Below are 13,243 nucleotides of genomic sequence, written 5' to 3' on the forward strand. Positions count from 1 at the left end.
GAGATATCTCGTCAATTAGCGTGTTTGGATATGATCGGCCGATGTTAGGAAAACTTTAACGTCGAGCATCTTGCCAGCATGAGAAGTGTAATTTAACGTAACATTCTAGGGGATTGCCTCGCAGAAAGCCGGCAGATACCGGCACCTCGCCGGAGCGCCCGCAACGCGTTATCATCCGCCCGCGTCGGGCTCGCCAAAAAGGCGAACAACAGGGCATTCAACAAGGGGTCACAGGAGAACTCAATGGAACGTCAACAACGCGGTTTTACACTCATCGAACTAATGATCGTCGTCGCGATCATCGGCATCCTCGCCGCCATCGCTATACCGCAGTACCAGAACTACGTCGCACGCTCGGAAGTCAGCTCCGCACTCGCGACCCTCAAGTCACTGCAAACACCGGCAGAACTGGCGGTGCAAGAAGGTAATACTGTCGACGCGGCGTCCGATCTTGGTCTTGCCGATGACGCTGTTCAGAATGGCAGTATCGGCGTGACCGGTTTCAATGGTGGCCAAGATGACGACGGTAATGAGTTAACGCCATCCATCACATTTACATTTGATGATGAAGGCAATTTTGCTGGCGACACTTTGACGCTGGAACGCCAAGAAGAAGGTGGGTGGCAGTGTACGGCATCGGACGGCATTGGTGACGACGTCGTGCCCGATAGTTGTGTGGCTAACACGACTTCCTGAGGTATAAGCAAACGGTTTCCTGATATAAAAGGCCGGCATTCGCCGGCCTTTCAAGTTCTCTCTAACACCCTTCGTTCTTCTTCCTTCCTTCTTCCTTCTCAAAACTTCCAGCTTCAGTACAACGCCTTCCCTTCGTTGACGACTTCCTTCAACACTTCCAGAAACAGCCGGTCGGCTTCCGAGTGTTCGCTGGGATCTTCGGGGATATGCACGCTGGTGTTGTCCGAGATCTCGTTGGCGATGGTGGCCCACATCTGGCGGCTGTCGCCGTCGTCGGTGTAATGCGCTCGGGCGATGGTGAGCGACTGCTCGAGAATCGCCGGATCTTGCAGCAGCTTCTTGATGAATTCACGCAGCTCATTGATGATCCGGATTTTCTGCATTTCGGACGCGGAACTCATGGGGCTCTCTCCGTATGGCCGTGTGGCCGTGTGGCGCATGCGGGATCGCGTGCCGTGCATTCACGGTATTGCGAATCGACGCGCAGGACGATGTCGCGGACGATAGCACATCGTCGCGGTGGACGGCAGTAGGCTGGTACGGTGCATGGGCGGCCGCAGGATGTGCGAGTGCAGTCATACGAGTAGAGAAACGCCCGCGCCCCCTTTATAGTAGCGCTCGTTTATAATGACGCGCCGTTTGTGGCGCCTTCGTGAGTCATGGGACGTCGGCGACGCAGGGGCGAGGAGGAGGGCAGGTGGCGGTGATTCACCCACGCATCAAGCGTAGTCTGATGGTGTCGGCGCCAGTGGTCAGGATTCTGGCGGTGCTGCTTGGCGTGTTGGCGGCCTTGATGATCGTGCCGCTGGGCGTGCTGACCCTGGAGGGCGACCCTGACCGCATTGCCTTTGCGCTGTCGATCGCCATCGTGGCGGGGGCTGCATGTCTCATGTGGTTGGTCACGCATGGCATCGAGATTCTGCTGCGACCGCGTCAGATGTTCATCCTGACCACCTTGAGCTGGGTGCTGGTGAGTGCCGGGGCGAGCCTGCCGTTGATCCTGGGGGCGCCTCAGTTGTCCTTTGCCGATGCCGTCTTCGAGTCCGTCTCGGCGATCACCACTACCGGGTCGACGGTGCTGGTGGACATTGACGACCTCTCTGACGGTCTCAAGTTGTGGCGCGGCCTGATGCAGTGGCTGGGCGGCATCGGCATCATCGTCATGGCGATCGCCATCCTGCCGTTTCTCAAGGTTGGCGGCATGCGTTTGTTCCAGACCGAGTCGTCGGACTGGTCCGACAAGGTGCTGCCACGCGCTGGCGGTATCGCCAAGGCGAGTGGCGCCATCTACCTGGGCGGGACCTTGCTGGCAATGCTGACGTACTACCTGGCGGGCATGACGCCGCTGGATGCCGTCGTGCATGCCATGAGTTCCATGGCCACCGGTGGCTTCGCCAATTCGGATGCGTCTTTCGGCGTCTATCACGATCGTCCGCTGATTCTGTGGCTGGCCTCGTTCTTCATGCTCTGTGGCGCGTTACCGTTCGTGCTGTTCATCCGTGCGCTGCGCGATACACCGCACGTCCTGTGGCGGGATCAGCAGGTGCGGGGATTAATTGGACTGTTGGCGGTGGTGATCCTGGGGTTGACCGTGTATCGCGTCGCCGGGGGGGAGCCGTTCTTCGAGGCGCTGACCCAGGTCGCCTTCAATGTCATCTCGGTGGTCACCACCACCGGCTATGCGTCCGACGACTACACTCAATGGGGGCCGCTGGTCGTCGCCACGTTCTTTTATCTGACTTTCGTCGGTGGCTGTAGCGGGTCCACCAGTGGCGGCATGAAAATATTCCGCTTTCAGATCGGCGCCATCATGCTGTTCACCCAGTTGCGCCATCTCGTGCATGCTCAGGGAGTCTTCGCGCAACGCTATAACGGCAATCCGCTGAGCGACGAGGTCGTGCGCGGAGTCATTGCTTTTTCCTTCTTCTTTTTCCTGACGATTGCGGGACTGGCGCTGGGGCTGGCGCTGCTGGGGCTGGATTTGGTGACCGCACTATCGGGGGCGGCCACCGCCGTGGCCAATGTCGGCCCCGGTTTGGGGCCGGTCATCGGGCCGGCGGGGAATTTCTCGTCATTGCCCGATGCCGCCAAGTGGCTTCTGAGTCTGGGGATGTTGATGGGGCGCCTGGAAATCCTCACCGTGCTGGTGCTATTGACGCCCACATTCTGGCGGAAGTGACGCTTCAGGCGTCTTCTTCGACATATCCGGCGCGGTTGAGAATGGGGTTGGCGTACTGGCGCAGCCACCAATGGCGCAGGTGGTCGGGCACCGTGGCCAGGCGTGCCTCGAAGCGTGCGCGGTCGGCGTCGGTGACTTCGCTGAGATCGACCAGTTCCGGTGCCAGCCCCGTGGCTTCGAGCGCGAGTTGATGGCTGGGAAACATATGGTAGTTCGCCAGCACCTGACGATCGATTTCCTCGGTGACGGCCTCCGGGGTCGCGAAGTCGTTCCCCAGGGGCGTGCCGAAGGTCAGGCGGATACGCCCCTTGTGGCCCGTGATGCCGGCGACGATGGACTGAATATCCTCGAATTCGACCTTGTCGTAGCGGCCGTCCGTGTGGCGGGCGTACAGCTCGCGTGCCTTCTGCAGGTCGCAGGGGTCGTATTCGTAGCTGATGGACACCGGCACGAGGCGTAGCTCGGATACCGCGGCACCGATATCGGCCTCGCCGTCGTCCATGCGTTGGGCCATGCCCAGCATCTTGACGATAGCGGTGTCGGCGCGGTCGATGCCGTCCTTGGCACGCCCTTCGCGTTCGGCGATCCAGATCGAGTGGTTATCGGCGGTGATCGAATGACGGATATAGCGCGATAACGTCTGGTACGCCTGCAACATTGCCCGCTTGCCCTTGGCCGAGCGCGGCACGATGAAGCTCTTGTTGAGGCGCATCAGATCATTGACGAACGGCTTTTGCAGCAGGTTGTCGCCGATCGCAATGCGCACGGTATTGCGACCTTTCTGGTAGAGCGCGTAATTGACGAACGCCGGGTCCATGGCGATATCGCGATGGTTGCCGATGAACAGACAGGCCTTGTCGGCGTCGAGGTGCTCGAGCCCCTCGATTTCGAAGGCGTCCGTGGTGGTGGTGATCATGCGTTCCATGTAGCGCGCGATGCGTTGCTGAAAGGCCGTGACGCTCTCGATATTGCGCATTTCGTGCTGTATCCCCAGGCGCGCCATGAAGCGCGCCACGGGCGGCGCGTAACGCGCCAGCCGGGGAAGACGAAAATGCGTGATCGCATCGAGCAATTCGTCGCAGTGGGCCAGGCGGTCGAGTACCGTCGCCACCTCGTCGTCATGATAAGGACGAATGGCGTCGAAATCGTGGGGAGCGGTTTGGGGAGTCGGTGCGTGCGTCATGATGTAGGTGCTGCCGGGTCGGCTTCGCCGCCCAGCCAGTCGATGAGTTGTTCGATGAATCCAGAGAGCACTTGGGCCATGAGGGCGAAGTCCGTTTCCAGGCGTAGCGTGGGGTCGTCATCGGTTTCTTGTTGAGAAGCTTCGTCGAGCAAGGCGTCGGCGAAGCGCAGCGATTTGAGTGTCAGGTCGTCGTGCAGAACCAGCGATAGCTGATCTTCGACATCCAGCGCCAAGCGACTGGCCTGACGCCCGCTGGCGAGCACACTCTGCACTTCTTCGCCGTCGAGGTCGATACCGCGTGCACGCCACACGCCATCGTCGCCGTTGGCATCCTTGAGCTCAACCTGGTCGCCCAGTTGCAGCCCCTCGGGACGCGAGGCGATATCCTCGAGCCAGGCGGTCATGCTGCGCGAGGGCAGTTGGCGCACGGCCAGTGGCGTGACTTGCAGCGACCCCAGCGACTGACGCAGCAGATCGAGAGCCTCTTCGGCGCGGGCGCGGCTGGCGCAATTGACGCCGATGAGGCCGCGCCGAGTGTCCCACCATATATCAATGCGCTGGCTACGCGTGAAGGCGCGTGGCAGGAATTCCCCCACGACCTTTTCCTTGAGTGCCTGGCGTTCGCGGCGCGGCAACGGGCCACCTTCGGCGGCCTCGCGCTCGGCGGCACGTTCCTCGACTTCCTCACGCACCACCGAGGCCGGCAGCAGGCGCTCCTGGCGCAGCAATGACAGCAGGCGGTGACCCTGGATCTCATGAGCGAGCTGTTGACCGTGTCGCCCTGCAGGGCGTTGCCAGCCGAGGCGCTTGCCTTCACTCGGCGACACCGGACGAAAGGCGAAGGCCTCCAGGGCCGATTCGAGTGCCTCGAGCGCGATGGGCGTCGTGTCGTGCAGGCGATAGAGATGCAAGTGCTTGAACCACATGAGCCTATTCCGTCACAAAGGGGCTCATTATGGCGAAACGCCAAGGCGGGTGCCACTCCCCCGGTCGGACGCGTTTATTCAACGGGGCAGGAAGGGGTTATTTTCTCGGGCTTGCGTGATGGGCGCGATTGCATTGCTAAGCCTGCCGCATCGCCATGTGAAATGGTATGATGGCGTGATTCGGGCCCCCTTGAGGTGGGCCCGCCATCGAAGCTCAATGATTGCTGTGACGGCCATTGGCGTCGAGCGCTGAAGAGTGGCCTGCGGGGCTTGGTGCTTCGCAAGGTCGCTGTTCGTTTCATTCAGTGCCATGACCGATGGTATGGCGCGGTGCAAAGGATTGAACGACCCATGGGTGAGATCGCCAGAGAAATTCTGCCAGTCAATATCGAGGACGAACTTAAACAGTCGTATCTCGATTACGCCATGAGCGTGATCATCGGCCGTGCGTTGCCGGATGTACGAGATGGCCTCAAGCCAGTGCATCGGCGCGTATTGTTTGCCATGCATGAGCTCAGCAATGACTGGAACAAAGCCTACAAGAAATCGGCGCGTGTCGTGGGTGACGTGATCGGTAAATATCACCCGCACGGGGATAGCGCGGTCTACGACACCATCGTACGTATGGCGCAGACATTCTCGATGCGCTATGTGCTGGTCGATGGCCAGGGTAACTTCGGTTCCATCGACGGCGACAGTGCGGCGGCCATGCGTTACACCGAGGTGCGAATGGCGCGCCTTGCCCATGAGCTTCTCGCCGACCTGGAAAAAGATACCGTCGACTGGGTCGACAACTACGATGGCACCGAACGCATTCCCGAGGTGCTGCCGACCAAGGTTCCTAACCTGCTGGTCAATGGGGCCTCGGGCATCGCCGTGGGCATGGCGACCAACATCCCGCCGCATAACATGCGCGAGGTGATCGATGGCTGCCTGGCGCTGATCGACGATTACACGCTCAGCATCGACGATCTCATGGCGTATATTCCGGCCCCCGACTTCCCCACCGGCGGGATCATCAACGGGCGCGCGGGGATTCTCGATGCGTACCGTACCGGACGCGGGCGCATCTATGTGCGGGCTCGTCATACTATCGAGCACCACGACAAGACCGGTCGCGATCACATCATCGTCACCGAACTGCCGTATCAGGTGAACAAGGCGCGCCTGATCGAGAAGATCGCCGAGCTGGTCAAGGACAAGCGTATCGACGGCATCGCCGAGCTGCGCGACGAGTCCGACAAGGAAGGCCTGCGCGTGGTGATCGAGGTCAAGCGCGGCGAGTCCGGCGAAGTGGTCGTCAACAACCTGTTCGCGCATACTCAACTGCAGACCGTGTTCGGCATCAACATGGTGGCGTTGGATGGCGGCCAGCCGAAGATTCTCAATCTCAAGGAGATTCTCGAGGCGTTCATTCGTCACCGTCGTGAGGTGGTGACGCGGCGCACGCTGTTCGAGCTCAAGAAGGCGCGCGACCGTGGGCATATCCTCGAAGGCCTGGCCGTGGCGATCTCCAACATCGACGATGTGATCGAGCTCATCAAGGCGTCGCCCTCGGCGACCGAGGCCAAGGAAAAGCTGGTCGCGCGTGCCTGGCAACCGGGGCAGGTCACCGGCATGCTCGAGCGCGCCGGGGCGACATCCTGCAAGCCGGAAGATCTCGACGAAAGCTACGGACTCGACGACAACGAGCGTGAATACCGCCTGTCGCCGGCCCAGGCGCAGGCAATTTTGGAATTGCGCCTGCACCGTTTGACAGGGCTCGAAACCGAGAAGCTGCTCGACGAATATCTGTCGATTCTCAAGCGTATCGCCGAGCTCAATGAGATTCTCGCTTCGCCGGAGCGCCTGCTGGAGGTCATTCGCGAGGAACTTGGCGCGATTCGCGATCAGTACGGCGACGACCGCAAGACCGAGATCCAGGCCAGTCATCTGGACCTGAGTATCGAGGATCTGATCAACGAAGAAGACATGGTGGTCACCATCTCGCGCAGCGGCTATGCCAAGACGCAGCCGCTTTCCGACTATCAAGCCCAGCGACGTGGCGGGCGTGGCAAATCGGCGACCACCATGAAAGACGAGGACATCATCGAGCATCTGTTGGTGGCCTCGACGCATGACACCATGTTGCTGTTCTCCAATCGCGGCAAGGTCTACTGGCTCAAAGTCTACGAGATGCCCAACGCCAGCCGTGGTTCGCGGGGTAAGCCGCTGGTCAATATGCTGCCGCTGGATGATGGCGAGTCGATCAACGCCATCCTGCCGGTACGCGAATACCGCGACGATTGCTATATCTTCTTCGCCACTGCCAAGGGAACCGTCAAGCGGACCTCGCTGGAGCAATTCTCGCGGCCGCGCAGTGTGGGCTTGATCGCCATCGACCTCGAAGAGGACGACCGTCTGGTCGGCGCTGCGATCACCTCCGGCAACGATCACGCGATGCTATTCTCGTCCAACGGCAAGGCCATTCGCTTCGAGGAAAGCAAGGCGCGCGCCATGGGACGCACTGCTCGCGGGGTACGTGGCATGCGCCTGCAGGGCGACGCCGAGGTGATCAGCTTGATTATTCCGCAGTCGTTGACCATCGATGCCGAGGCCGACGACACCGATGGCGTTGCCGAAGAAGCGTCGGTCCAGACGGTGAGTGAAGATCAGGTCTATATCCTGACCGCCTCCGAGAATGGCTATGGCAAGCGTACGCGTCTCGAAGAGTTCCCGCTGCGTGGACGCGGTGGCCAAGGGGTGATCGCCATGCAGACATCGCGGCGCAACGGCGCCCTGGTGGCGGCGATTCAGGTCCGCGACAGCGATGAAATGATGCTGATCACCGACAAGGGCACGTTGGTGCGCACACGGGTCGAAGAAATCTCGGTAAGCTCGCGTAATACGCAAGGGGTTACCCTGATTCGCACCGGCGAAGGCGAGCATTTGGTCGCCACGGTGCGGGTCGACGAGCCGGTCGATGAACCAGCCCCCGATGAAGAAGGGGCAGTGGTCGACGAGGTGGCGCCCGCCCCGGATGACGACGCGGCGCCACAAGGCGATTGAGTCTCAATGCGGCCGCTTCTTCGGGAGTGGTCGCTTTACGTTTGGAATCACGCTGATGACACGCAAGTTCAATTTCTGTGCCGGTCCAGCGGCACTTCCCGCCCCCGTGCTCGAGCGGGCCCGCGATGAGTTGCTCGACTATCAGGGCCATGGATTGTCGGTCATGGAAATGAGTCACCGCAGCGAGGCCTTCGCGGAGATCGCCGCGCGTGCCGAGCGCGACCTACGCGCGCTGCTGGCTGTGCCCGACAATTATCGCGTGCTGTTCATGCAGGGTGGTGCCTCCAGCCAGTTCGCGATGGTGCCCTATAACCTGTTGGGGACGGGCGGTACGCCGAACTATCTGTATACCGGTATCTGGGGCAAGAAAGCGATTGCCGAGGCACGTCATCTTGCCGGCGCGCACGTCGCGGCTTCCAGTGAGGCCAATGGACTGACGGCGGTGCCGCGGCCCGGGGACATCGCCTTGTCGTCGGATGCTGCCTATCTGCATTACACGGCCAACGAAACCATCGGTGGCCTGGCATTCGACTACATTCCCGATGTCGGCGATGTGCCGCTGGTATGCGATATGTCGTCGTCGATTCTCTCGGAGCCGCTGGATGTGTCCCGCTTCGGCGTCATCTATGCCGGGGCGCAGAAGAATATCGGCCCGGCGGGGCTGACATTGGTCATCGTGCGTGACGACCTGCTCGAGCGCGCCTTGCCGAACACCCCGACCATGTTCAACTATCGGGTCATGGCCGAGAATGGCTCGATGTTCAATACGCCGCCGACGTATGCCTGGTATCTCGCGGGGCTGGTTTTCGACTGGTTGCGCCACGACATGGGCGGGGTCGAAGCAATGGACCGACTCAACGCACGCAAGTCCGAAAAGCTCTATGCGGCCATCGATACCAGCGACTTCTATTCCAACCCCATCGCCCTGGCCAATCGGTCGCGCATGAACGTGCCTTTCGTGCTGGCGGATGAGACGCTCAATGCCGCGTTCTTGAAAGATGCCGAGGCGGCGGGGCTGTTGAATCTCAAGGGCCACCGCAGCGTGGGTGGCATGCGTGCCAGCCTCTACAACGCCGTGCCGGAAGCCGCAGTGGATGCGTTGGTCGATTTCATGCAGGAGTTCGAACGACGCCATGGCTGATCACGATATGTCCGATAACAATGCTCCTATCACATCGGCCGACCTGCCGGCACTGCGCGAGCGTATCGATACGCTGGACAGCAAGATTCTCGAGCTGATCAGCGAGCGCGCGCACTGCGCACAGCAGGTAGCGCAGGTGAAAACTGACAGCGATCCGCAGGCGACGTTCTATCGCCCCGAGCGCGAGGCTCAGGTACTGCGTCGTATCATGGCGCTCAACAAGGGTCCCCTCGATGACGAGGAAATGGCGCGCTTGTTCCGCGAGATCATGTCGGCGTGCCTGGCGCTGGAGCGGCCGGTCAAGGTGGCCTATCTGGGCCCCGAGGGGACGTTTACTCAGCAGGCGGCGCTCAAGCATTTCGGCGACAGCGCGGTGAGCCTGCCGATGGCGGCCATCGATGAGGTCTTTCGCGAAGTGGAAGCGGGGGCCGCGCATTTTGGCGTGGTGCCGGTGGAAAACTCCACCGAGGGCATCGTCAATAGCACCTTGGATACCTTCATGGATGCCAGCCTGCGCATCTGTGGCGAAGTAGTGCTGCGCATTCATCATCATCTGCTGGTGTCCAGCAATACGCGCCGCGACAAGGTCTCGCGCATTTATTCGCATCCCCAGTCCCTGGCGCAGTGCCGCAAGTGGTTGGACGCGCATTATCCCCATGCCGAGCGGGTGCCGGTGTCGTCCAATGCCGAGGCGGCGCGACTGATCAAGAGCGAATGGCACAGCGCCGCGATTGCCGGCGATATGGCCGCCAAGCGTTACGAGCTCGAGAAGGTCGCCGAGAAGATCGAGGACCGTCCCGACAACTCGACACGCTTTTTGATCATCGGGCACCAGGACACGCCGGTCTCCGAAGATGATAAGACGTCCATTGTCGTGGCCATGCGCAACCAGCCCGGAGCACTGCACGACCTACTCGAGCCGTTCCACCGCCACAAGATCGATCTGACGCGCGTCGAGACGCGACCGTCACGCACCGGAATATGGAATTACGTGTTCTTCATCGACTTCAAGGGCCATCGTGACGATCCGCAGGTCGCGGCGGTACTGGAAGAGATTACGTTGCGTGCTGCCGAGCTCAAGGTGCTGGGGTCCTACCCCGTGGGTGTGCTGTAAATGTCGGAGCAGTCCTGTGCGCCGACCGAGCGCGGTATCCTCATCATCGGGTTGGGCCTGATCGGCGGTTCGCTGGCGGCAGCCTTGAAGGAAGCGGGCTTCGAGGGGCGGATTGTAGCCTGTGACCGTGATGCCGACGAAGTGGCGCGCGGCATCGATATGGGACTGATCGATGCCGGCAGCACCGAGCTGGCGCCTTGGGTGGCCGACAGCAGCCTGATCGTGCTGGCGGTGCCGGTATTGGCGATGGAGGCCGTGCTGCGCGAATTGGCGCCACATCTCGGTGATCAGGTGATTACCGATGTCGGCAGTACCAAGGGCGCCATCGAGGCGGCGGTCGAGCGCGTTTTCGGTGGCATGCCGCCGCGTTTCGTGCCCGGACACCCGATCGCAGGATCCGAAAAAAGTGGCGTGGCGGCATCCAATCCCGCGCTTTATCGTCGCCATAAGGTGATACTGACGCCGCGCGCCGATACCGACCCCGACGCCTTGGCCCGCGTGCGAGCGCTATGGGCAGCGTGTGGGGCGGAATTGTTGGAAATGGACGTGGCGCGTCACGATCAGGTCTTGGCCCGCACCAGTCATCTCCCGCATTTGTTGGCGTTTTCGTTGGTCGACACCTTGGCGCGTCAGGATGAGCGCCTGGAAATCTTTCGCTATGCGGCAGGGGGCTTTCGCGACTTTACGCGCATCGCCGGTAGCGACCCGGTCATGTGGCGCGATATCTTCAGTGCCAACCGCGAGGCGGTGCTGGGCGCACTGGATGAGTTCGAGGCAGGCGTTGCTCGTTTACGACGCGCCATGACCGACAATGATGGCGATGCCATGCTGGCGGTTTTCGATCGTGCCAGTCATGCGCGGCAGTATTTCGATACGCTTTTGAACCAGACGAGTTATCAAGCGATGGAACAACGCAATATCCGTTACCGCGTGACTCCCGGTGGCGATGTGCGCGGCCGGATCCGCGTGCCGGGGGACAAATCGATCTCGCACCGCTCGATCATGCTCGGTGCGCTTGCCGAGGGCGTGACCGAAGTGCATGGCTTTCTCGAGGGCGAGGATAGCCTGGCGACGCTGCAGGCGTTTCGTGAAATGGGCGTGGCCATCGAGGGGCCGCACCAGGGGCGCGTGACCATCCATGGCGTCGGCTTGCATGGCCTGACGGCGCCCGCCGGCCCTCTTTATGTGGGCAATTCGGGTACGGCCATGCGTCTGTTCGCAGGATTGCTGGCCGGGCAGGCCTTCGATACCGAGTTGACCGGCGATGTGTCGCTCAATAAGCGGCCGATGGGGCGGGTCGCCGATCCGCTGCGCGAGATGGGCGCAGTGATCGAAACCGCTGAAGGCGGCCGGCCACCGCTGACTATTCGCGGTGGCCAGGCACTTCGCGGCATTCGTTATGACATGCCCATGGCCAGTGCCCAGGTGAAGTCCTGCCTGTTGTTGGCGGGGCTCTATGCCGAGGGTGAGACGCGGGTGCGCGAGCCGGCGCCGACGCGCGATCACACCGAACGGATGCTCAATGGCTTCGGTTATGCGGTGCAGCGTGCTGCTGACGAGGCCTGGTTACAGGGCGATGGCCGCTTGACGGCGTCACCCATCGACGTGCCATCGGATATTTCGTCGGCGGCGTTTTATCTGGTGGCGGCGGCCATCACGCCGGGGTCGGACCTGCTCCTGGAGCATGTGGGTACCAATCCGACACGTATCGGGGTCATCAATATCCTCAAGGCCATGGGCGCCGATCTTGAATTGCTCAATCCTCGGGAAGTCGGCGGTGAGCCGGTCGCCGATATTCGTGTGCGCCATGCGCCGCTCAAGGGGATCGATATTCCCGTGGACCAAGTGCCGTTGGCCATTGACGAGTTTCCCGTGCTGTTCATCGCCGCGGCCAATGCCGAAGGTGTGACACGCTTGCGAGGCGCGGAAGAATTGCGCGTCAAGGAATCCGATCGCATCAAGGCGATGGCCGATGGCCTGGCGATCCTTGGCGTCGAGAATACCGTCCATCCCGATGGCATCGATATCGTCGGTCGCGCCGACGCCAGCGATACGCATGTCGCGCATTATCGCGGCGGGCATGTCGATAGCCTGGGTGATCATCGCATCGCCATGGCCTTCGCCATTGCCGCCTTGCGTGCCGAGAGCGAGATCGTGATCGATGACTGCGCCAATGTGGCTACGTCGTTCCCGGGGTTCGTTGACCTAGCGCGTCGCGTGGGGCTGGCGCTCGAAGAACAGGAGGTGTCATGAGCTTGTCGCACGACGAAGTGCCCGTACTGACCGTCGACGGGCCGGGCGGCGCGGGCAAGGGGACGGTCAGTCGCTTGATCGCCGAGCGGCTGGGCTGGCACTTGCTGGACTCCGGTGCGCTGTATCGTCTCACCGCGTTGGCGGCACTCAAGCACGGCCTGGCGCTGGACGATGAAGCCGCGTTGGCGACGTGTGCCGAAACCTTGGATGTCCGCTTCGTGGCGTGCGATGGCGAAACGCGTATCGAGCTGGAAGGCCATGACGTGAGTGGCGACATTCGTACCGAAGAGGTCGGCGACGTTGCCTCTCAGGTGGCCTCGTTACCTCGGGTGCGTGATGCGCTGTTGACACGCCAACGTGACTTTCGCGATATGCCGGGTCTGGTGGCGGATGGGCGCGATATGGGCACGGTGGTATTCCCCGACGCGCCCCTGAAAGTCTACCTGACAGCCTCGGCGGAAGAGCGGGCGCGGCGACGCCATGAACAGTTGCTGAATGCTGGTCGGGATGCTAATCTAACGAGTCTTCTAGAGGAAATTAAGGCTCGTGACGCACGTGACATGCAGCGTGCCGTGGCGCCACTCAAGCCGGCAGACGATGCCGTCTTGTTGGATAGTACGAGTCTTGCGATACCGGACGTGGTGGAGTGTATCGAAAGGCTGCTCAGTGCACGTAGGCTCGGCCTCCCGAACTGAGTAGCTGG

The 13,243-nt window shown here is 61.4% G+C and carries 10 protein-coding genes; 7 read left to right on the forward strand and 3 right to left on the reverse strand.

The window, feature by feature from the left end:
* Positions 1–243 precede the first annotated feature (243 nt).
* The gene (locus L1071_RS06710; RefSeq protein ID WP_246970241.1) at positions 244–696 is read left to right on the forward strand and encodes a pilin; all 453 of its coding nucleotides are present in this window, start codon (positions 244–246) and stop codon (positions 694–696) included.
* A 113-nt stretch (positions 697–809) separates the two neighbouring features.
* On the opposite strand, the gene L1071_RS06715 is transcribed toward L1071_RS06710, so the two are convergent.
* The gene (locus L1071_RS06715; RefSeq protein WP_246970243.1) at positions 810–1,097 is read right to left on the reverse strand and encodes a hypothetical protein; all 288 of its coding nucleotides are present in this window, start codon (positions 1,095–1,097) and stop codon (positions 810–812) included.
* Positions 1,098–1,429: 332 nt separating this feature from the next.
* Between L1071_RS06715 and L1071_RS06720 the strand changes: the two genes are divergently transcribed.
* Complete coding sequence (locus tag L1071_RS06720) at positions 1,430–2,875, forward strand: TrkH family potassium uptake protein (protein ID WP_246971132.1); 1,446 nt, start codon at positions 1,430–1,432, stop codon at positions 2,873–2,875.
* 4 nt (positions 2,876–2,879) lie between these two features.
* Here the strand turns inward: L1071_RS06720 and L1071_RS06725 are convergent, their stop codons facing one another.
* The gene (locus L1071_RS06725; RefSeq protein ID WP_246970246.1) at positions 2,880–4,058 is read right to left on the reverse strand and encodes a 1-acyl-sn-glycerol-3-phosphate acyltransferase; all 1,179 of its coding nucleotides are present in this window, start codon (positions 4,056–4,058) and stop codon (positions 2,880–2,882) included.
* Complete coding sequence (locus tag L1071_RS06730) at positions 4,055–4,984, reverse strand: recombination-associated protein RdgC (protein WP_246970249.1); 930 nt, start codon at positions 4,982–4,984, stop codon at positions 4,055–4,057. The genes L1071_RS06725 and L1071_RS06730 overlap by 4 nt, the downstream gene beginning before the upstream one ends.
* 351 nt (positions 4,985–5,335) lie before the next feature.
* Between L1071_RS06730 and gyrA the strand changes: the two genes are divergently transcribed.
* Genes gyrA through cmk form a run of 5 tightly spaced genes read left to right on the forward strand, consistent with a single transcriptional unit; the run spans position 5,336 to position 13,235 of the window.
* Positions 5,336–8,032: a DNA gyrase subunit A gene (gyrA, locus tag L1071_RS06735; RefSeq protein ID WP_246970252.1), complete on the forward strand. Its 2,697-nt coding sequence runs from the start codon at positions 5,336–5,338 to the stop codon at positions 8,030–8,032.
* Positions 8,033–8,087: 55 nt separating this feature from the next.
* On the forward strand, positions 8,088–9,173 hold the full coding sequence (gene serC, locus L1071_RS06740; RefSeq protein ID WP_246970255.1) for a 3-phosphoserine/phosphohydroxythreonine transaminase: 1,086 nt from the start codon (positions 8,088–8,090) through the stop codon (positions 9,171–9,173).
* The gene (pheA, locus tag L1071_RS06745) at positions 9,166–10,287 is read left to right on the forward strand and encodes a prephenate dehydratase (RefSeq protein ID WP_378110444.1); all 1,122 of its coding nucleotides are present in this window, start codon (positions 9,166–9,168) and stop codon (positions 10,285–10,287) included. The genes serC and pheA overlap by 8 nt, the downstream gene beginning before the upstream one ends.
* Positions 10,288–12,540, forward strand: a complete 2,253-nt coding sequence (locus L1071_RS06750) for a bifunctional prephenate dehydrogenase/3-phosphoshikimate 1-carboxyvinyltransferase (RefSeq protein ID WP_246970257.1) — start codon at positions 10,288–10,290, stop codon at positions 12,538–12,540. It begins immediately after the preceding gene.
* A complete protein-coding gene (gene cmk, locus L1071_RS06755; RefSeq protein WP_246970259.1) occupies positions 12,537–13,235 on the forward strand; it encodes a (d)CMP kinase in 699 nt (232 codons plus the stop codon). Before L1071_RS06750 ends, cmk begins: the two co-directional genes overlap by 4 nt.
* Positions 13,236–13,243: the final 8 nt, after the last annotated feature.

The sequence above is a fragment of the Chromohalobacter sarecensis genome (genome assembly GCF_023061135.1).
In the GTDB taxonomy this organism is placed as follows: Bacteria; Pseudomonadota; Gammaproteobacteria; order Pseudomonadales; family Halomonadaceae; genus Chromohalobacter; species Chromohalobacter sarecensis.

Bases quoted from the DNA above. Each gene is read 5' to 3' on its own strand.
- L1071_RS06710 (WP_246970241.1), top strand. From the start codon at position 244: ATGGAACGTCAACAACGCGGTTTTACACTCATCGAACTAATGATCGTC.
- L1071_RS06715 (WP_246970243.1), bottom strand. From the start codon at position 1,097: ATGAGTTCCGCGTCCGAAATGCAGAAAATCCGGATCATCAATGAGCTG.
- L1071_RS06720 (WP_246971132.1), top strand. From the start codon at position 1,430: ATGGTGTCGGCGCCAGTGGTCAGGATTCTGGCGGTGCTGCTTGGCGTG.
- L1071_RS06725 (WP_246970246.1), bottom strand. From the start codon at position 4,058: ATGACGCACGCACCGACTCCCCAAACCGCTCCCCACGATTTCGACGCC.
- L1071_RS06730 (WP_246970249.1), bottom strand. From the start codon at position 4,984: ATGTGGTTCAAGCACTTGCATCTCTATCGCCTGCACGACACGACGCCC.
- gyrA (WP_246970252.1), top strand. From the start codon at position 5,336: ATGGGTGAGATCGCCAGAGAAATTCTGCCAGTCAATATCGAGGACGAA.
- serC (WP_246970255.1), top strand. From the start codon at position 8,088: ATGACACGCAAGTTCAATTTCTGTGCCGGTCCAGCGGCACTTCCCGCC.
- pheA (WP_378110444.1), top strand. From the start codon at position 9,166: ATGGCTGATCACGATATGTCCGATAACAATGCTCCTATCACATCGGCC.
- L1071_RS06750 (WP_246970257.1), top strand. From the start codon at position 10,288: ATGTCGGAGCAGTCCTGTGCGCCGACCGAGCGCGGTATCCTCATCATC.
- cmk (WP_246970259.1), top strand. From the start codon at position 12,537: ATGAGCTTGTCGCACGACGAAGTGCCCGTACTGACCGTCGACGGGCCG.